We start from the raw sequence: 18,039 nt of genomic DNA, 5'->3' as shown, positions 1-18,039 counted from the left end.
TAGGTCGTCGCCAGTTTTTATCAAAAGCCTCAAGTGAACAACTTGAGGCTTTTTTATCGAATCATCAGGATGTAAACCTGATTAAAAATACAAAAAATATTAGGGTGATTATTACGAAAGGGCTCACCTCTTCCCATTCCGAACAGAGAAGTTAAGCCTTTCAGTGCCGATGGTACTGCTATTGCGGGAGAGTAGGTCATCGCCAGTTTTTATTTAAACTTCAAGATTTAGTTCTTGAGGTTTTTTTATGTTTTAAACTTTTAGTTAGCTAGAAAGTATTATGATAATTTTTACACCATTCAACTAAATAAGAATAAGTTTCATTCTTATTCTACGATTAACAAATTAAAAGAGAGCTTGATGATTTTAAAACAAAAAAGTTCGGAATATCACAAGATGTAATTATGTTAAATGAATATTTTCTAATTTGACTTTAATTGCTTAGTAATAGTCTCAGTTACTTTTTGATAATTTCGGTTAAAGTGATGATTACCACCCAAATAAATTATGTTTTTATTGGTTAAAGTAATTTTATTGTAGGGATAATTTTTTCCATAATCACTTAAAATAATAGATAAATGTAAGTTAGGTAATTGATTAATTTCTGGAATTGTATTCCATTTTCCGCTTACGTTTTCAAAAATTAAATTTTTGTAATGAATCTCAAGATCAGCAGTTTCATACGGATCTAAAAGAATAAGTTGATGAATTCGATCTTTGGTTTTTGTCGGAAGCTCATTGATAATAAATGGAATCGCATCAGCACCAAAAGAATAACCGATAAATACAACTTTTTGATTTTTGTGATTTTTGAACTTTTCTTCTAAAAATTGACTTAATATTTCAGCCGTTTTTTTAGGATCTCTTTCATTCCAAAAATAAACTTTAGAATTTAAAGCATAAATATCATAGCCTTTCTGATAAAGATTTTTACAAATTGATTTTGAAAAAGGTCCTAATCCAGCATCTCCACTTAAATAAAACAAGATAGGTTTAGTGTCATTTTTATTCTCCCATATTTTAAGCGGTAAAGGATCTTTGATATCCACATCATCTCCTTTTGTACGTACGATATACAAACCAATTGTAGTGATAATCAATCCAAATAATATGAGATTTTTAGTTTTCATCTTGAGGTTTCATAACTCTATTTAACGCTTGTGGAAGTTGAATAAGTTCCACTTCATTATCATAAATGATGTATTTGTTGATCCAATAATTGGCGTATTTTTCTTTGAAATCGCGCATTGTTTGATATTGTTTAAACGTCCCAATTCGTTGATAAGCAAATTTCATGAGTTGCTCGGCAATATTATTTGGTTTATCTAAACCAGCCAGAGGAGTTAAACCAATGTTGATATATTTCTTTTGATTTGCTTTGGCGCGATTAATTAATGCAATTATCACCGCATCCATACTACCATTTGGCGAATTGACAGTTCTTCGAAATAAATCGTAAGTCATCTCATCTTTTGCATAATCTGGAATAACATTCAGAAATGTAACCACTTTATTTTCTTCATTTCTCAGCGTAATAATCGTTTGATTTTTTAATATTCCTCTGTCAAATTTACCTTCTGCAAATACAATTTCTTTTTTATCAAATTCTTTTAACCATTCATTTGAGACAGATTCAATTTCATTTAAAAATTCTTCTGTCAAAGGAGGCAAAATAACTTCTGTTTTAAAACCTTTTTTCTCTAAAGTATTCAATGCATTTCGCATCGATTTACGTTCTTTACCTTGAAGATTAAAGGAATCAACTTCAATAATTCCTTCTTGACCAATTAATAAATATTGTTTTTTTAAATTTCTGAAATCAATTAAATCGTTTTCCGAAACTCGATAATAAGCAGTTTTCAAACCTTTTGTTTTGCAATAGTTCTCGAATTCTGAAATTAAATCTGATTTATGCTTTGCATCACATACAACATTATCCAAAACAATAGCAAAATTTAAACCGATTTTATACGCGACAAAACCATCAATATTTGAAGAAAAATAAAGAGTTTTATCATCCATTAATTTAAAATAATCTAATGCTGAATTACCATATTTTTCGACGATTTCTTCTGCTTCTTCATAATCCTGAATACCTTTTGTGTTATAATTTTTAGCTCTAAAAAATGCTAAAATCAATAATATCCAAGAACTAAATCCAAAAAAGATATTGATGTCTTTAAAATCTTCGGCAAAGGTTGTTCTCGGAACTAAATTGTTTTCGCTGAATAATAAGAAGTTTTGAAATGTATAATAAAAAGCTTGATTCCAAGAGAAATCTACACCAAAATGACGTTTATCAATGAAATAAAAACTTAAAACATTGAAAATAAAAATTGCAAAAAATGCCATTAAAAAAATAGAGAATCCTTGTCTTAATCGTTTCAAATTTGTTTTCAATGGATATTGATTCCTGCTGTAAATTAATAGCACGATTGTGAAAAATGCGAATCCAGCTTCTTCGTAATCCAATGCTTTGAATATATTTCCAAAAAATGAAAGTATGGCAAATATTAAAGCAAAAATCCATGCAGATTTTAATCCTTTGATGAGATAAGATGAAGTAATCAATAAAGCAATTCCGACAAATAGAATCATCAATTTTGAAAGATGCATGAATTCGATTGGTAAATACAATTTTTCGAAATGCAAACGTTCTGCAAGAGGAGGAGTGATGACTGAAATTATATTAATCATTCCTAATGTAAAAATCATAACAGCAGGAAAAATTCGTGCAAATAGTTTTCTTCCACGCCACATAAAACTCAAACATCCAAAACCTAAAGGCAGCCAAAATTCGAAAACGCGGTACAATAAAGTTGTAGCTAAACCTTGGTTATGAGAATAGCCGAATTGTGTTAAAATATACACCATCGTAAATTCTACAGCACCCAAACCTCTCAAAAAAGGCGAAATAATCATCAATAAAACAGAAATCGTATAAGCCAAAGCTGCTGCATCAAAAGTGGGTTGAATACCTAACGCTAACATTGCGATGTAGACGTGTAAAATCCCAGTAATTTCGATGATTGTTGAAATTAGAATTGTGAGATTAATATTTTTCCTGTCTAAAGAAGCTTCAAAAATTGGATTGATTTCTTCCGTAATCTTTGGAAATTTATTTTCTATAATTTGATAGAATTTATTTTTGGTTTTGAATGAGTTATAAATGAAATAAACTAGAATTAAAATTATGCCCAAAATGACTAATGATATCCACGAATCATTAAAATATTTGTTGACGTAAATACTATAAATAATGATAGGAACGCCAATGATGAAAACCGTTAATAATCCAATAAAACCATAAATAGAACTTGCCTGAATGATTTTATTTGTTTCAAATTGTTGCTTTTTGATTTGTTTGGGTAAATAAGCCAAAGAACTAATTCCGCCCGCTGGTAGAAAAACACTGATAAAATTTCGTTTGAGAAATAAATTGACAGCGTCCCAAAATTTAAGAGGTAAACCAACTGCTTTGAAACTTGTGATATACATTGCAGCTTGCAGCGAAATATAGAGAATCGTTATTCCGAAACCGATCAATAGCCAAATAGGTTTTGCGCTTTGAATACTCGGAATAATTTGCATCATTTCTTTGCGTTCGCTTCTGAAAAATACAAATGCGAGTAATAAAATAAGTATTGCTAAAACTTGTTGCCAAGGTATTTTTACATATTTTATAGATTTTGGAAACCTCATGTTTGTATGACATTGTTTAGTTCTATTAATTTATCAAAAAATTAAATATCAAAACTTATGATTTGCTTAAAAATAACTTATATTGAAAATAAAAATAAGATATGGAGACTGGATTAAATTTACGTCAAGCTATTTTGAATGATGCAGATAGAATTTGGGAAATTTTGCAACAAGCAATTGAGAAAAGAAAAGAGGAGGGAAGTAATCAATGGCAAAATGGTTATCCAAATCTAGATGTTGTAAAAAATGATATCTCAAATGGTTTTGGTTATATAATTGAGAATGTTGATAATCTAATCATAGGATATGTTGCAATTATTGATGAGATAGAACCTGCTTATACAGCAATTGAAGGAAAATGGATGAATGATGATCCATATATTGTCATACATCGATTGGCTGTTGCACAAGATGTTAAGATAAAAGGTTTAGGAACTTGGACGATGGATGAAATTGAAAAAATAGCAATTATAAAGAAAATACAGAATATAAAAGTTGATACCAACTTTGATAATATTGGAATGTTGCGTGTTTTTGAAAAGTTAGGTTATCATTATTGTGGCGAAGTTTATTTTGATGGAAGCCCAAGAAAAGCTTTTCAGAAAATTATTCAGAATTTAACATAATTGAATATTTTAGATAGAATTTAGAAAAACTAAATAATCAAATTGATAAAAAGATTCCTTTTTTGGAATCTTTTTTTATGAATTTGTATAGGGCAACTATGTTTAAAGTGTAAAATTAATATTTTAACCCCTAATTTTTATAGGGTGTAATTAAAAATAAATGATTTTATTTAAAAATAATCTAATTTTGATAGGGTTAAAATTAAAAACTTATGAAAGTTGGATTAAAATGGAAAGTAGCTTTTGCAATTATAACACTAGTTGCATTAGCTGGATTATTTTGGAAACCAGTTGTAGATATTCCAAATACAGGAGAATTCCTTAGCGAAGAAAATATTGTAAATTCAGATGTCGCCTGGATTTTAGCAGCTGCAGGATTGGTGTTATTGATGACGCCAGGTTTATCATTTTTTTATGGAGGAATGGTGGGGAAACGAAATGTTATTTCTACCATGTTGCAAAGTTTTATTGCCTTAGGTGTGATTTCGATTTTGTGGGTTGTAGTTGGGTTTTCACTGTCTTTTGGTGAATCAATCGGTTTTACAATAAATGGAGAACATTACGGAATTATTGGTAATCCATTAAGTTATCCATTTTTTAATCATGTCGGGGCATTTCCACACAAAGACATGGCATCTACAATTCCATTTGTCTTATTTGCATTGTTTCAAATGAAATTTGCAGTCATTACACCAGCGCTTGTAACAGGTTCTTTTGCTGAAAGAGTGCGTTTTATTTCATATTTGTTATTTATGATTTTGTTTAGTTTAATCATTTACACACCGCTTTGTCATATGGTTTGGCATCCAGAAGGTTTATTGAATAAATATTTTGGCGTAAAAGATTTTGCTGGAGGAACTGTTGTTCATATGAGTGCAGGATTTGCAGCATTAGCAGGAGCTTTGGTGATAGGTAAACGTAAAAACAGAGAACACAAACCTGCAAATATTCCATTTGTTATGCTTGGAACAGGAATGTTATGGTTCGGATGGTTTGGTTTCAATGCTGGTTCAGCTTTGGGAGCAAATGCCACAGCAGCTTTAGCTTTCGGAACAACAACAATTGCTTCTGCTTCTGGAATGATGACATGGATACTTTTTGATAGAATTAATGGTCGTAGCGTTTCTGCTATGGGAGCATGTATAGGGGCTGTAGTTGGATTAGTAGCAATCACTCCAGCTTGTGGATTTGTTACAATTCCTGAAAGTATATTTTTTGGCTTTATTACTGCTATTGTCTCAAATGTAATGGTTCATTGGAAAGTATTAAAACGAGTTGACGATACTTTAGATGTTTTTGCATGTCATGGTGTCGGAGGAATAATGGGAATGATTTTGACAGCTATTTTTGCACATGGTGAAAATGCGAGTTTGTTACATGGCGGGGTGGATGTGTTTGCACATCATATGATTGCTTTGTTGTTTGTCTCGTTATTTACTTTTTTCGGTGCGATTGCTTTATTTTATATTACGGATAAAATGATTCACTTACGTGTGAGTGATAGAGCAGAGTTCGAAGGATTAGATTTGTCGCAACACGAGGAAAGTTTACATTAATTAAACAATGATATTATAAAAAAATCCGACTACTTTTTGTAGTCGGATTTTCAATTTATACTAATCCAGCACGCTTTAATAAAGCATCTGCTGTTGGTTTATGACCTCTAAATTCTTCGTACAATTTCATCGGTTCTACTGTTCCTCCAGATGATAAAAGTTTATAGAATTTTTGAGCTGTTTCTGGATTGAAAATTCCAGTTTCTTGGAAGAATGCAAAGGCATCTGCATCCAAAACTTCTGCCCATTTATATGAATAATAACCAGATGAATATCCACCTTGAAAAATATGAGAGAAGGATGTACTCATCATATTTTTATCAATTTCTGGATACAACTCTGTTTGTTTGAAAGTTTCTTTTTCAAATTGTTGTAAATCATTGATTTCAGCCAAATCATTCGCATGATAAGCCATATCCAATAATCCAAAACTCAATTGACGAACAGTTTGATAACCTTCCATAAAACTTGAAGAAGCTTTTACTTTTTCAATTAATTCTTGCGGAATAATTTCTCCTGTTTGATAATGTTTTGCAAATAATTTTAAAGCTTCTGGTTCGTAACAAAAGTTTTCGTAAAATTGAGAGGGTAATTCAACAAAATCCCAATAAACATTTGTTCCAGAAAGACTTTCGTACGTTGTATTTGGTAACATTCCGTGTAGCGCATGTCCAAATTCGTGGAACAATGTTGTCACTTCCTGAAATGTCAATAATGACGGGGTGTCTTTCGTTGGTTTTGTAAAATTACAAACAATCGAAACGTGCGGACGTTTGGTATTTCCATTCACATTAGAGGCTTCTCTGTAACTTGTCATCCAAGCACCAGGGCGTTTTCCTGCACGCGGGAAAAAGTCTGCATACAATAAACTTAAGAACGCTCCATTTTTATCTAGAACTTCATAAGTTGTTACTTCATCGTTGTATTTATCAATATTATGAATTTCTTTAAATGTAATTCCATATAATTTTGTCGCCACATCAAAAGCTCCTTGAATCACATTTTCTAACTGAAAATAAGGTTTCAATTCTTCGTCAGAAAGACTGAATTTTTTCTGTTTTAGTTTTTCAGCATAGTACGCATGATCCCAACGTTGCAATGTTTCAATCCCATCAGTTTCTTTTGCAAATGCAGTTAATTCCTCAATTTCTTTTTCCGCAAATGGTTTTGCTTTCGTTAATAAATCATTCAAGAAATCTAAAACAGTTGTTGGTGTTTTTGCCATACGTTCTTCCAAAACATAATCAGCATGCGTTTTATAACCTAATATTTTAGCACGTTCGTGACGAAGTTTTACGATATTTTTGACATTTTCTTCGTTATTAAATTCATTATTTTGATAAGCTTTTACACCATTTGCTCTAAACAATTTTTCTCTTAATTCACGGTTTTCTGCGTATTGCATAAATGGAATATAGCTTGGTGCTTGCAACGTAATCAACCAACCTTCGTGATTTTTTTGTTCTGCATCGGCTTTTGCTTGATCAATAGCATATTGAGGTAAACCTTTCAAATCATTTTCATCAGTAATAATCAATTCGTATGCATTTGTTTCAGCCAAAACATTTTGTCCAAATTGCAACGATAACATCGAAAGCTGTTTGTCTATTTCGCGTAATTTATTTTTGTCTTCTTCGTTTAGGTTTGCACCATTTCTAGAAAAACCTTTGTATTTTTTTTCTAATAAATAAGCTTGTTCATCGGTTAAAATCAACGATTCCTTTTGATTATAAACGATTTTAATTCGTTCAAATAAATCTTGATTTAAGCGAACATCATTTCCAAATTCAGATAATAAAGGCGAAACTTCTTGTGCAATTTCTTGAATTTCATCATTCGTTTCAGCAGAATTAAGGTTGAAGAAAATAGAAGAAATTCGTCCTAATTTTTCACCAGAAAGTTCCATTGCTTCAATTGTATTTGCAAAAGTTGGCGCTTCAGGATTCGCAGTAATTGCATCTATTTCTGCTTTCGCCTCTTCAATTGCTTGGATAAAAGCAGGTTTGTAATCTTCATTTTTGATTTTAGAAAAAGGAGCACTTTCAAAAGGTGTTTCAAATTTTTCTAATAACGGATTTGTCATTTATAGTGTATTTTTTTAGTTAAAATATATTTGTTTGAACTCTTTCAAATTCTAATCCAAATGTAAGAAATCTGACAAATCGTCAAATTTAATGTGTGATTAATTTGGAGTTATTTACATTTGTTTTAAAAGTAATCAATTATGAGTTTAGCCTTAATATTCAATCAAAAATCAACAGAAGAATGGCAAAGAAATTTACAAGAATTGTTGCCAGATACGAAAGTTGAAGTTTATCCAAATATCTCAAATCTAGAAGATGTAGAATTTATTGCAACTTGGAAACCGCACAAAAATTATGTGGCTGAATTTCCAAATCTAAAAGTTGTACAATCTGTTGGAGCAGGAATTGACCATTTGTTGCATACCAAAATTCCAGATTCAATAAAGGTAACACGTATTGTTGATCCTGCTTTGAAGCAAGAAATGTTTGAGCATGTTTTGGCTTGTGTTATGACTTCAATGAAAAATCTATTGACGTATTATAAAGATCAAGTTCGTAAAGAGTGGAAGCCTACTATTTATCAAAATATCAAGGAAACAACTATTACTATTTTAGGATTAGGTGAAATCGGAAAGTTAGTAGCAGAGCAATTTGTTGCGTTAGGTTTTCAAGTCAAAGGTTGGTCGAATTCGCCAAAAAATATAAATGGAGTAGAATCTTTTTCTGGAAAAGAAGGCTTGAATGCTGCGATTTCTAAAACTAATTTTATTGTCAATATTTTGCCTTTGACAGATGATACAGAAGGTATTTTGAATAAAGACTTTTTTAAAGAATGTTCAGTTCATGCAGTTTTGATTAATGTTGGTCGTGGAGCACATTTGGTCGAAAAGGATTTATTAATTGCAATCGAAGAAAAACAAATAAAAGAGGCTTATTTAGATGTTTTTGTAGAAGAACCTTTACCAGAAAATCACCCTTTTTGGACGAATGAAAATGTTTATGTAACACCTCATATTGCGAGTGTTACAAATGCAACAACTGCTCTAAAACAAGTTGCAGATAACTACAACAGAATGAAAAATAACGAAACTTTATTGAATGAAGTTTCATTAGAAAGAGGTTATTAGATATACCAAAATGACGTAAGATTTTGTTAAAAAGACGCATTTGTGTTTTTACTTGTCAAAAAAATCTTTTAACATTGTATTAGAAATAATAAAAGCTAAAAATGAGTGATTATATTCAACTTTATTCAATTAATAATATTTTAAGAACTTACAAAGAAGAAGCTACCGATCGTCGGTTAGCAATCTTTGATGTAGGTCCTGAAAACAATTATTATTTTGTAAAACGAAAACCTTATAAGTTTACTTCGCTTGGGTTGATTTTAATTACTGCAGGAACATGTGAAATCACGGTAAATTTAGAACCAACATTGATCAAACGTGATGATATTATTGTGGTTCTTCCAGGTCAGTTGTTCGAGATTATAGAGCATTCGGCTGATTTTGCTGTTCAAGCAATCTTTATTGATTCAGATTTGATTATTGAAGCTGGTTTTCACGTGAAATCCAATAATTTAGTAGAATTTTTATCGTCCAAATATCCTAAAATCATTTCTTTAGATAAAAAGATTGTACGTGATATGCGCTACAATCTGAATAAGATTAGTAAATATACCATCAAGAATGAAAATATCTTTGCAAAAGATTTGGTTTTACATCACTTTTCAGTTATGATGTATGAGATGGGAAATTACTACAACCAAGCTGTAACGGCAAAAAGTACAACGAAAGAAGTCAGAAAGGAGGAATTGGCTAAGCAGTTTTTGTATTTAGTTTCAACTCATTTTCGTCGTCAGCGTAATGTACAATTTTATGCAGATGAAATGTTTATTAGTCGTAAACATTTGACTAAAATTATTGTCGAAGTCTTTAATAAATCACCCAAACAAATCATTGCTGAAGCCATTGTATTAGAGGCAAAAGTCTTGCTAAAGAACCCAAAAAATAGTGTTTCTGATGTTGTGACAGAATTAAATTTTATAGATACCTCAGTTTTTAGTAAATTTTTCAAAAATTATGCCGGTGTTTCTCCAAGAACTTTCATAGCTTCTAATTAATAATTGATGTAAATCAATGTAAATGTGAAAACTTTCTAAAAACGTCTTTCTGACATATTATTACGTTTATTTCGCTAACTAATTTGTTAAATTGAATAGACCTTTGTTGCTCAAATTTTAATTGATGCGTCTTTTAGTAGATAATCGATACATGAGATTTGAATGAAAAGAATTTTATGGTGGTAGATTTTACAAAAAAAATATTTGCACATATTTCAGCAATAGGTGGTTATGTGCCAGAGAATAAACGAACTAATTCCGATTTAGAAAAGATTACAGACACTTCTGATGAATGGATTGTAAAAAGAACGGGAATTAAAGAACGTCGTATTTTAGAGGAAGGTTTAGCGACTTCTGATATGGCGGTTAGTGCAATTGAGAATTTAATTGATACATACAAAAAAGACATCAAAGATGTTGATGCGTTGATTGTTGCGACTTCTACACCAGATATGTTGATGCCTGCTACAGCGAATATTGTATGCGAAAAATTAGGAATAGAGAATGTTTGGGCATTTGATATGAATGCGGCTTGTTCTGGATTTTTATATGCGTTGGACATGGGCGCTTCGTTGATTGAAAGTAGTCGTTACAAAAATGTTCTGGTCATTGGTGCGGATAAAATCAGTGCGTATGTAGACATCAAAGATCGTTCGACAAATATTTTGTTTGGAGACGGTGCAGGAGTGGTTTGGTTAGAGCCTACAAACGAAGAAGGAATTTTAGATGCTTTGTTACTGAGTAACGGAACTGGAAAAGAATTCTTGAATATAGAAGGAGGTGGTTCTTTGTATCCAGCGAGTTCACAGTTGTTGGTTGATGAGAAGCGTTACATTAGACAAGATGGAAAAATTGTATTCAAAAATGCAATTCAATCAATGAGTGATACCTGTGTCAATGTTTTGAAACGCAACGATTTTTCTGTTGAAGATGTAAATTGGTTGGTTCCGCATCAAGCGAATAAACGAATTATTGACGCTGTTGGTAATGAAATTAATATTGAAGAAGGTAAAACTTTAATCAATATTGAAAATTACGGAAACACAATTGCAGCGACAATTCCGTTGTGTATTTGGGAAAATACATCAAAATTAAAGAAAGGAGATTTATTGATGTTGACAGCCTTTGGCGCAGGTTTCTCTTGGGGAGCAAGCTTATTGCGTTGGACAATTTAATCAATAAAAATCATATATTTTTGTTCATAAAGAACGGCAAGAAATTGTCGTTCTTTTTTTATTGTAAACCATTAAATTCTTCACCACATTTCTTGCATTTGAACACGTTTTTGTAGTAAATAGGGTAAACCCAAAATATGATAGAAGATAATAAAGAAAGTAAGCCTTTTCCACCTTTCATCGACTTGTAATTGCTGTAATACTCATTGCTTCCACACTTTGGGCAAACAAGAATTTCGTCCAAATCATTGGTGTAATTTGAAGCATCAATTTCTTCCAATACTTTCATGGCACGATCAGTATCTTCTTTCTTAATTTTTACTTTCACACCACCAATTGCATTCGATAAAAACTGATTCATACCAACCGAATGTTCATCAAAAACAAAAGCATCAATTTGTTCACTTTCTAATTTCGAACGTAAAATATGTGCTTCAATAGGGCTTTCAAATGTTTTTAATGTAATAAGTTCCATGCTAATTGTGTTAAATATTCAATTCAATATCCGATATAAAAATAGTTCTTTTTATCTTAATGTCTTAAATTTTTTAGTAGATGAAAAATGTAATTCAATGTTTATTTTTAATTGTATTGATGATGAATACGACAAATGCGCAAAACCTAAAACAAGTTGCTTATAAAGATGGTTCGCAAAAATTGAACGGTTTAGTAACTGATAATACGACAAAGAAAAGTCCAGGAGTTTTGATTTTACCGGCTTGGAAAGGAGCTGATAACGAAGCAAAACAAGCTGCAATAGATTTAGCAAAAGAAGGCTATATTGCGTTTGTTGCGGATATTTATGGAGAAGGAAACAATCCGAAAGATAATGCGGAAGCGGCTAAAATAGCAGGAAAATACAAGTCTGATTATGCAGCTTATCAAAAACGAATTGATTTGGCGTTGAAAGAGTTAATCAAAGCTGGTGCAGATCCAAGTAAAATTGCTGTAATTGGTTATTGTTTTGGAGGAACAGGCGCATTAGAAGCTGCTCGTGTGCAATTAGCTGTTGTTGGCGTTGTTTCTATTCATGGTGGATTAGCAAAAGATTCGGCTCGAAAAAATATTCCTCTTAAAACAAAAGTTTTGATTGAACATCCTGCTGAAGATGAATCTGTAAAACCCGAAGATATTTCGAATTTAGTAATTGAAATGAACGAAGGAAAAACAGATTGGCAAATGATAACTTACGCAAATTCAAAACACACGTTTACCAATCCAGAATCACCTGATTATAATAAAGTAATGGCAGATAGAGCTTGGGAACATACATTATTGTTTTTAGAAGAAGTATTGAAATAAAACCGTCAATTCGAATGAGATTCTTTTTAGAATTTTGTATCGAGAATAAGGTTTTAGAAGATAAAATTTATCTTAATTCTAATAAAAACCGTAATATGTAAATCTACTGAATAAACAATTGTATCATTTCATACCAAAAAGCAGCTGTAAAAAAGCCTACAATAATACTGATACCAATAATCAAATTGGTTAGTTTGGTGTTGAGTTTAAATTGTTCCGCAATAATACTCGATGTCACTAATGTAGGCATTGCAGCTTCAAAAATAGAGATTTTAGCCACATCACCTTTTATTCCAATTACGATGGCTAAAAGCATTACAACTGCAGGCGCAATCATTAATTTGTAAACCATAGACATCGAAATTTGTGACCATAATTTTCTCCAACCATTAAACTTTAATTGCAATCCAACCGAAAATAAAGCCAATGGACCTACGGTTGCAGCTAATTTGTCGAAGAAAGGTTCGGCAGGAGATAAGTCGATAAATTGAGATAAAATCAATGCACTAATACAACCTAAAAATGGGGGGAAAGTAAATAATCGTTTCAAGATAAATTTAGAATCTATTGCTCCAGATCCATTGCTTCCTCCTTTTAATGCAGAAACTATTCCGATGGTTGACAAGCACAAAAACATGGTTTGATCACAAATAATCGCAATACTTAAATATTTTTCTCCATAAAATGCTGAGATCAAAGGGAAACCAATAAAAGAGGTATTGCTATAGCCGCTTGCCAATTCCAATGTTCTTCTCGATCTCTCCGAATATCCTTTTGCTTTGCTGTAGAATTTCATGTAAAACAAACTTCCAACGGCAATAATGACAGTAGAAAAGATAGGAAATAACATTTCTTGCGACCATTCTACTTTTGGTAAATACTTAAACGAGACTGCTGGTAAAGCTAAATATAAGATCCATGTATTGATCCCTTTATGAGCATCAGGATGTATAGATTTTGTTGCTTTAAACACCATTCCCGCGATTATACAGACTGCGATTAATATAAAGTTTACCATTTTTAGATATTTGGAATGCAAAGTTACAATCCAAATTTTTTTTACCCTTAAGATATCACTTTTTATTCAATGCTTATTTTTTATAAAATGGCAAGATTAGATATATTTAATTTATTATTATCTAAAATTACTTTTGAATAATGATTTTCATTTTCCAAAATAGCTGTAAATGGAGCAGGAATTATTGTATCAGTTGTAGGAAACTAAGTTGTTTTAATAAAATAATTTAGTAATAATATTTTCCCTTCATCTGAGCCATTAGTACCAAAAGTATCAAAATCTCCTTTTCAGAATTTAGATGTTGTTTTCTATTATAATATATGATTAGTTGCTTCAATATAAGTTGTAGGTAAACCAATTTCAGAAATTCCAAAAATAGAATGTTGATCAAATTCTGCTTAGTTCTCATAAGCTAAATATATTCTTCATTCGATTTTACAAAAGTTAATCTTGTCCAACCAACTTGTAAACTAAACTGATTATCGGTTTCTTCAATTAACTCAAAAGCTAGAATAGTTGTATAAAATGATTTTGTTTTTTCTAGCTCATTTGTAAACAATTGTAATTCTCTTATTTTCATTCTGCGATTTTTTATAAAATTAAATCAACAAAAAAGAAGAAAATAACAAGTTGAATTGATTTAATTAATTGCGTTATAAGAAAACTGTTTAATCTACTTCATACTCCAATAAGGCGAGATATGGATTACCTTTTAACTCAAGAACTTTTGCAAAAGCAGGTTCAGTTTTGTACCCATTCTTTTTAAGTTCGATGATTTTGTTTTTGAATGGTTCGTCAAATTTTTCAAGTAGTTTCGCCTCAATGAGCATATGTCGATAGGCATTTTGTTCGGTTGGAATCTTATTCTCTAAATAAATCTCAATTTCAAACGTATCAATTCTAAAATTACAAGTCAAACAAATTTCGTTATTGTTTATTAATTGATTGATTTTAAATTCAAAATAATGAGAAAAATTCTCGGTTAAATGATTTGTAGCGTTTTCAAAATTAGATGTTTCACCAATAATATCAATGTCACTATTTTCAATATTGATTTCAATCGGAATTGTACCTACTACAATAGGTTTGTATGTGTCAAGTTTTTCTAAAATTTGATGATTGCGCAACAAATGAAACACATTGTGTTGTATTTCATTTCCGTGTTCTAAATAATCAATGGTAAGAAAATTTTGCATCATTTTATTCTCATCATAGTTACCAAAGAAGTAGCCACATGCGTTTCTTTGTTCGTTGTTTCGTCAACTACAAAAATCTCTGTGCGTATGGTGCTTATCTTTTTTCCGCCTTTTATCACATAGGCTTTTGATAGTAAATAGCCACCCAAAGCAGGTCGTAAATAATTCACCTTTAACTCAACTGTTACCACATAACAATCGTCGTCATAGTGAGAAACAGCAGCATAACCAGATGAAACATCAACCAAAGAAGCAATCATAGCACCATTAAACATTCCGTGCTTACGTGTCATCATTTCTTGTTTCGGAATCTTAATCGAAACATAGTCCGTTTCGCATTCGATAAGTGATGCGTTATAAAATTTTAAGGTTTCCGAACGATTAAAACTTGCTTCTACTAATTCTCTTTTTTCTGGCGTCATATAAAATTGCTTTCAACAAATATAGAGATTTGTCGAAAGCAATTTCAGTTATGCAGTTACGTTATTCAAGTTTTCTTCTTTGATAATTGTATTTTGATGCGACAAAATTACTTTATCCAAACCGCGATAATAATTCCCTTTGTCGACGGTAATCAATAAATTATTTTTCGGAATATTATTGATAATCTTATCATTCGGGAAATGTTGTTTCGAGTTTTTGAAAGTAATAAATACATCATCTTCAGTTAGATTTTTGACATCTTCTTCCGAAATAATATCAATCAATTCATAAGGTAAATAAAGTTGATCGAAGATATAATGAAACGTTTTAAGGCGTTTTCCGTTCAATTCTTTGCTATGTTGCAAAAAGTTTCTCAATCTATGTACAACAGCGTAGAAATTACCTACCAAAGGCGGTTTGGGAATATTACGTTCGAACAAGCAACCGTCGATTAAACTAAGCGGAAGTTTAATGTTCAATTCATCTGTTTTTACATTGTATAGATGGCGATAATCCAAACTTCTTTTCTTGAATTCTTCGATAATATGATCTTTTAGCGCAGGAACTGTAATAGGCAATTGTTGATTGATAAAATCGACCAATTTTTCATCTGATATAGGAGCTAAATTAAGCTCAGAAATGTTTTGTGACATACAATAAATAGTTAAAATAAAACAATTATTGTATTTCGATAATAGGGGATTTTTCGTTGTTTTTGGATGAACTCCCGTATTGTTTTACCACCGTGGAGACTCCTCTCGGTTGGTATCGTTTTCTACGATTCGAAATACGGTGTAAAACTACATAAAAAATTGAATATGTAGTAATCTATTCTAATAATTTTATTTTAAAACGATTATTTAGAGTTAAATAAATACTTCTAGTCAAGCTAAATTTATTTCAGCTTCGCACTCAAAAAAAGATGTTTCGGCAAGCTCAACAAGACAGTAGATGTCATTCTGAATGTAGCTTTAGCGGAATGAAGAATCTAAACTTTTCCAGTAGAAGATGTTTCGGCAAGCTCAACATGACAGTTACTAATGGTAGTTTGTTATTCCAAGGTATCGAGGAATCTATTTCTATGTTTCTATGTGGTTAAAACTTTTATGTTCTGAATTAGATGTGACCCTGAAACAAGTTCAGGGTGACTTAAGGAGTCCGTCAAGTTGAATTCATTTCAACTTCTCATTAAGAAAACACCTCTATAATCTCCTCAAGGAGATATTTTTCACGTATTGTCATTCTGAATGTAGCTTTAGCGGAATGAAGAATCTAAACTTTTCCAGTAGAAGATGTTTCGGCAAGCTCAACATGACAGTTACCAATGGTAGTTTGTTATTCCAAGGTATCGAGGAATCTATTTCTATGTCTCTATGTGGTTAAAATTTTTATGTTTTGAATTAAATGCGACCCTGAAACAAGTTTAGGGGGACCACTTCGCTATTAAAAATAGAGATTTAGAAAATTTTACAAATAATTAAGATAAATTTAATTGTTTGCCGAAAATTATTTTATACATTTGAATAACAAAGTAATTAAAAAATGAAGTTTACGTGCTTATATATGTCGATTCGCAAACAGGTTTGGAATATCCAGACGTGGGAAAGTCATGTATACTAAAAAGAGATTTTATTTTTTAATATATTTTAGGTTTCCCCGTCGATTTTCGATGGGGATTTTTTTTAAACAAAAACAACAATTACCAATATAAAATTAAAAACAATGCAAAGTTTACAACAAGTAACGATCCCAGTTTGGCCCTTAGAGGACAACACAATCTTAAACAATGTTTCGGTAACATTTCAACTTTTTGGACTTCCATTAGGAACAGCTCCAGTCATTTTGATTAACCATTCCTTACATGGAGATTCAGATTGTACCTATCATTGGGATGGAGTCATGGGGAAAAACAAAGCAATTGATCTTAATGAGTATACGGTAATCTGTATAGATATTCCTGGAAATGGCGTTTCCGAAACCATAAAGTACGACTATATTCCACGCGATCACATTACAGCACGCGATGTAGCGGTATTGTTTTGGTTGACGTTATTTGAATTGGAAGTAGACGAGATTTTTGCCATTATTGGTGCAGATTTAGGTGGAGGATTAGCGTGGGAAATGGCATGTTTGTATCCAAATAAGGTGCTGAATATTATTCCGATAGCAGCAAGTCCTAAGACTACAGATTGGTTGGTAAAAGAGCCAACAGCTAAAAGCGAATACCTGAAATCTATTTTTTATTCGATAGATATATCACGCAATAGAGGCGATATATTGCAAGTTTCGCAATACATCAAATCAAAAATACATGTGATTTATGTGAAGAATGGAAACTTGTTCAACAAAGCAGAATTGAAACGTTATTACGCCAAACTGCAAGAGTTTAACAAACATGTACAGTTCCACGAAATAGAACAAATAGAAGACAACGAATTACTAAAAGCAAACATCGATAAGGTTGAAAAAATAGTAGACGGTATCCTCGAAAAAGAGTTTATCAATAATGTCGCATAAAAACTAAAGCTCCTGATAAGGAGCTTTTTTTTAGTGAATTTTATATAATATATTAAGAAATAGTCTTCTTGTCTAAATTTATAATTTCTTTGTCTAATAATTCTTTAAATAAATCAATAGTATTATCAATATATTTTCTTGGATTACCAGAAGCAGTTATATAAAATTTGTTTAATTTATTAACTATTTCATTATATTTTAAATCATAATTGTCAGAATCATAACTATCAATAAGAGTCTTATACCAATTTATTGAGTTATGGGTTAATTTTCCATATTTTAAAGGAGTTTTATATTTAAAGAAAGATTTGTATAAGTATTTTAAATCTTTCAAATTTTCATGATTTTCTAATAAATAATACCCGTTGTGCATTTTGA

At 31.1% G+C, this 18,039-nt stretch carries 17 protein-coding genes, 1 rRNA gene and 1 riboswitch; of the genes, 8 read left to right on the top strand and 10 right to left on the bottom strand.

Annotated elements, in window-relative coordinates; all coding sequences use genetic code 11:
- The first annotated feature begins 100 nt into the window (after positions 1-100).
- Positions 101-208: ribosomal RNA gene (gene rrf, locus B3792_RS05230) — 5S ribosomal RNA — on the top strand.
- Positions 209-422: 214 nt separating this feature from the next.
- Here rrf and B3792_RS05225 read toward each other — a convergent pair.
- Positions 423-1,130, bottom strand: a complete 708-nt coding sequence (locus tag B3792_RS05225; RefSeq protein ID WP_219035223.1) for a virulence factor — start codon at positions 1,128-1,130, stop codon at positions 423-425.
- Positions 1,120-3,702, bottom strand: a complete 2,583-nt coding sequence (locus B3792_RS05220; RefSeq protein WP_219035222.1) for a flippase-like domain-containing protein — start codon at positions 3,700-3,702, stop codon at positions 1,120-1,122. Before B3792_RS05220 ends, B3792_RS05225 begins: the two co-directional genes overlap by 11 nt.
- Before the next feature lie 101 nt (positions 3,703-3,803).
- Between B3792_RS05220 and B3792_RS05215 the strand changes: the two genes are divergently transcribed.
- Positions 3,804-4,328: a GNAT family N-acetyltransferase gene (locus B3792_RS05215; RefSeq protein ID WP_115001191.1), complete on the top strand. Its 525-nt coding sequence runs from the start codon at positions 3,804-3,806 to the stop codon at positions 4,326-4,328.
- Between the two features lie 212 nt (positions 4,329-4,540).
- Positions 4,541-5,884 carry an ammonium transporter gene (locus tag B3792_RS05210; protein WP_115001189.1) on the top strand — a complete coding sequence of 448 codons (1,344 nt, stop codon included), beginning with the start codon at positions 4,541-4,543 and terminating at the stop codon, positions 5,882-5,884.
- A gap of 55 nt (positions 5,885-5,939) precedes the next feature.
- On the opposite strand, the gene B3792_RS05205 is transcribed toward B3792_RS05210, so the two are convergent.
- Positions 5,940-7,967, bottom strand: a complete 2,028-nt coding sequence (locus tag B3792_RS05205) for a M3 family metallopeptidase (protein ID WP_219035221.1) — start codon at positions 7,965-7,967, stop codon at positions 5,940-5,942.
- A gap of 141 nt (positions 7,968-8,108) precedes the next feature.
- Between B3792_RS05205 and B3792_RS05200 the strand changes: the two genes are divergently transcribed.
- The 3 genes from B3792_RS05200 (at position 8,109) to B3792_RS05190 (ending at position 11,205) form a co-directional block, all read left to right on the top strand.
- The gene (locus B3792_RS05200) at positions 8,109-9,035 is read left to right on the top strand and encodes a 2-hydroxyacid dehydrogenase (RefSeq protein WP_291047275.1); all 927 of its coding nucleotides are present in this window, start codon (positions 8,109-8,111) and stop codon (positions 9,033-9,035) included.
- 101 nt (positions 9,036-9,136) lie between these two features.
- Positions 9,137-10,030 (top strand): helix-turn-helix domain-containing protein, encoded by an 894-nt coding sequence (locus B3792_RS05195; protein WP_291047273.1) that lies wholly within the window; start codon positions 9,137-9,139, stop codon positions 10,028-10,030.
- 176 nt (positions 10,031-10,206) lie between these two features.
- Positions 10,207-11,205, top strand: coding sequence for a beta-ketoacyl-ACP synthase III (locus B3792_RS05190; protein ID WP_291047271.1), 999 nt, complete (start codon positions 10,207-10,209; stop codon positions 11,203-11,205).
- Between the two features lie 58 nt (positions 11,206-11,263).
- On the opposite strand, the gene B3792_RS05185 is transcribed toward B3792_RS05190, so the two are convergent.
- Positions 11,264-11,680 carry a DUF2007 domain-containing protein gene (locus B3792_RS05185; protein ID WP_115001183.1) on the bottom strand — a complete coding sequence of 139 codons (417 nt, stop codon included), beginning with the start codon at positions 11,678-11,680 and terminating at the stop codon, positions 11,264-11,266.
- A gap of 80 nt (positions 11,681-11,760) precedes the next feature.
- On the opposite strand from B3792_RS05185, the gene B3792_RS05180 reads away from it, so the two are divergent.
- Complete coding sequence (locus tag B3792_RS05180; protein ID WP_291047268.1) at positions 11,761-12,507, top strand: dienelactone hydrolase family protein; 747 nt, start codon at positions 11,761-11,763, stop codon at positions 12,505-12,507.
- A gap of 103 nt (positions 12,508-12,610) precedes the next feature.
- Here the strand turns inward: B3792_RS05180 and B3792_RS05175 are convergent, their stop codons facing one another.
- From B3792_RS05175 to B3792_RS05155, 5 genes are all read right to left on the bottom strand, one after another.
- Positions 12,611-13,525, bottom strand: coding sequence for an AEC family transporter (locus B3792_RS05175; protein WP_038337191.1), 915 nt, complete (start codon positions 13,523-13,525; stop codon positions 12,611-12,613).
- Between the two features lie 412 nt (positions 13,526-13,937).
- Positions 13,938-14,105: a VOC family protein gene (locus B3792_RS05170; protein WP_219035215.1), complete on the bottom strand. Its 168-nt coding sequence runs from the start codon at positions 14,103-14,105 to the stop codon at positions 13,938-13,940.
- A gap of 88 nt (positions 14,106-14,193) precedes the next feature.
- Complete coding sequence (locus B3792_RS05165; protein WP_185144466.1) at positions 14,194-14,721, bottom strand: DUF4269 domain-containing protein; 528 nt, start codon at positions 14,719-14,721, stop codon at positions 14,194-14,196.
- Positions 14,721-15,143 carry a PaaI family thioesterase gene (locus B3792_RS05160; protein ID WP_291047265.1) on the bottom strand — a complete coding sequence of 141 codons (423 nt, stop codon included), beginning with the start codon at positions 15,141-15,143 and terminating at the stop codon, positions 14,721-14,723. The genes B3792_RS05165 and B3792_RS05160 overlap by 1 nt, the downstream gene beginning before the upstream one ends.
- Positions 15,144-15,191: 48 nt before the next feature.
- Positions 15,192-15,797: a hypothetical protein gene (locus B3792_RS05155; protein ID WP_115001178.1), complete on the bottom strand. Its 606-nt coding sequence runs from the start codon at positions 15,795-15,797 to the stop codon at positions 15,192-15,194.
- Positions 15,798-15,845: 48 nt separating this feature from the next.
- Positions 15,846-15,940, bottom strand: a riboswitch (SAM-I-IV-variant riboswitch).
- A gap of 926 nt (positions 15,941-16,866) precedes the next feature.
- Between B3792_RS05155 and B3792_RS05150 the strand changes: the two genes are divergently transcribed.
- Positions 16,867-17,661, top strand: a complete 795-nt coding sequence (locus tag B3792_RS05150) for an alpha/beta fold hydrolase (RefSeq protein ID WP_219035213.1) — start codon at positions 16,867-16,869, stop codon at positions 17,659-17,661.
- A 52-nt stretch (positions 17,662-17,713) separates the two neighbouring features.
- Here the strand turns inward: B3792_RS05150 and B3792_RS05145 are convergent.
- The coding region (locus tag B3792_RS05145; protein ID WP_291064696.1) for a hypothetical protein at positions 17,714-18,039 on the bottom strand (326 nt) is incomplete at its 5' end.

Source organism: Empedobacter sp. UBA5924 (genome assembly GCF_002431085.1).
In the GTDB taxonomy this organism is placed as follows: Bacteria; Bacteroidota; Bacteroidia; order Flavobacteriales; family Weeksellaceae; genus Empedobacter; species Empedobacter falsenii_B.
The sequence above is the reverse complement of the archived record's forward strand: the minus strand, read 5'-3'. Positions and strand labels throughout refer to the sequence as shown.

Excerpts from the sequence above, each read along its gene's own strand:
- B3792_RS05225 (WP_219035223.1), bottom strand. The coding sequence starts at position 1,130 with ATGAAAACTAAAAATCTCATATTATTTGGATTGATTATCACTACAATT.
- B3792_RS05220 (WP_219035222.1), bottom strand. The coding sequence starts at position 3,702 with ATGAGGTTTCCAAAATCTATAAAATATGTAAAAATACCTTGGCAACAA.
- B3792_RS05215 (WP_115001191.1), top strand. The coding sequence starts at position 3,804 with ATGGAGACTGGATTAAATTTACGTCAAGCTATTTTGAATGATGCAGAT.
- B3792_RS05210 (WP_115001189.1), top strand. The coding sequence starts at position 4,541 with ATGAAAGTTGGATTAAAATGGAAAGTAGCTTTTGCAATTATAACACTA.
- B3792_RS05205 (WP_219035221.1), bottom strand. The coding sequence starts at position 7,967 with ATGACAAATCCGTTATTAGAAAAATTTGAAACACCTTTTGAAAGTGCT.
- B3792_RS05200 (WP_291047275.1), top strand. The coding sequence starts at position 8,109 with ATGAGTTTAGCCTTAATATTCAATCAAAAATCAACAGAAGAATGGCAA.
- B3792_RS05195 (WP_291047273.1), top strand. The coding sequence starts at position 9,137 with ATGAGTGATTATATTCAACTTTATTCAATTAATAATATTTTAAGAACT.
- B3792_RS05190 (WP_291047271.1), top strand. The coding sequence starts at position 10,207 with ATGGTGGTAGATTTTACAAAAAAAATATTTGCACATATTTCAGCAATA.
- B3792_RS05185 (WP_115001183.1), bottom strand. The coding sequence starts at position 11,680 with ATGGAACTTATTACATTAAAAACATTTGAAAGCCCTATTGAAGCACAT.
- B3792_RS05180 (WP_291047268.1), top strand. The coding sequence starts at position 11,761 with ATGAAAAATGTAATTCAATGTTTATTTTTAATTGTATTGATGATGAAT.
- B3792_RS05175 (WP_038337191.1), bottom strand. The coding sequence starts at position 13,525 with ATGGTAAACTTTATATTAATCGCAGTCTGTATAATCGCGGGAATGGTG.
- B3792_RS05170 (WP_219035215.1), bottom strand. The coding sequence starts at position 14,105 with ATGAAAATAAGAGAATTACAATTGTTTACAAATGAGCTAGAAAAAACA.
- B3792_RS05165 (WP_185144466.1), bottom strand. The coding sequence starts at position 14,721 with ATGCAAAATTTTCTTACCATTGATTATTTAGAACACGGAAATGAAATA.
- B3792_RS05160 (WP_291047265.1), bottom strand. The coding sequence starts at position 15,143 with ATGACGCCAGAAAAAAGAGAATTAGTAGAAGCAAGTTTTAATCGTTCG.
- B3792_RS05155 (WP_115001178.1), bottom strand. The coding sequence starts at position 15,797 with ATGTCACAAAACATTTCTGAGCTTAATTTAGCTCCTATATCAGATGAA.
- B3792_RS05150 (WP_219035213.1), top strand. The coding sequence starts at position 16,867 with ATGCAAAGTTTACAACAAGTAACGATCCCAGTTTGGCCCTTAGAGGAC.